Origin of the sequence: Flavobacterium tructae (assembly GCF_002217475.1) — a bacterium.
Classification (GTDB): Bacteria; Bacteroidota; Bacteroidia; order Flavobacteriales; family Flavobacteriaceae; genus Flavobacterium; species Flavobacterium tructae.
The window spans coordinates 1-949 of sequence record NZ_MUHH01000089.1 but is presented as its reverse complement, the minus strand read 5'-3'; the positions used below and the strand labels follow the sequence as shown (position 1 = coordinate 949).

Sequence of the window (949 nt, the reverse complement as noted above, 5' to 3'; positions counted from 1 at the left end):
TAATTGTTGGAGCTAATAATTGCGGTAAAAGCAGATTTATGAGAGAGTTAATGTCTCTAAATTCATATTTTTCAATTAATAATTTATTGTTAATACGTCAATTTATTGATGAGTATAATTTATATGTTGAAATGTTTAATAGGGATAAAATACAAGCTTTTTTAGATGCTAATAGTAGACGGGTTTATGGAAATTTAACATTGAATCAGAAAGCAAGTAAAATGCAGCAAAATAGGCTTACTAAATTGAAACAAGATGACTTTAAAAATGTAATCTCTGTCATTAATGCTAATAAAAAAAGACTCGAAGAAATGTTAGCTTATCCCGATATGCAAGATAGCTTTATAAAGAATTATTCTAAAATTGAAGAAACATTTACGAAAGAATTTAAGCCTAAAAAATATTATATACCAACTTTAAGAACTGCTCATTCATTATTTCAGATTATAAAGCATGGATCAGAAAAGAAATTTGATGTGCCTGGAACAAATGATTATGAGAAGATTGAAAATGATATATTTCTTCATACGTACCTGCAAAATTATCGAATAGACAAAAGTGTTCAAATTTTTACTGGATTACATTTATACCGAGATATTTTGAATTCTAGAAATTCAGAAAAAAGCATAAGAATTCAGTTTGAAAATTTTGAAAAATTTTTAGGAGCCAATTTTTTTGATGGTAAACAAATTGATATTGTAGCAAAATTTGATAAAAATGATAATGAAAAAGGAATCAACGAATCAGAGCTAATTCTTATACACGTTGAAGGTGAAAAAGAAACAAGAAAACTATATAATTTAGGTGATGGTGTTCAAGCATTAATTATATTAATGTATAAAATTTTTATGGCTGAACCCGAATCCTTTATTTTTATTGATGAGCCAGAAATCAATTTACATCCTGGAATGCAAAGATTATTTCTAGAGCAAATTACATCAAATAAAGA

The 949-nt window shown here is 26.2% G+C and carries 1 protein-coding gene; it reads left to right on the top strand.

The features are described from left to right. Window positions 1–38 precede the first annotated feature (38 nt). On the top strand, window positions 39–949 hold a 911-nt coding region (locus B0A80_RS20560), incomplete at its 3' end, for an AAA family ATPase (RefSeq protein ID WP_233430796.1).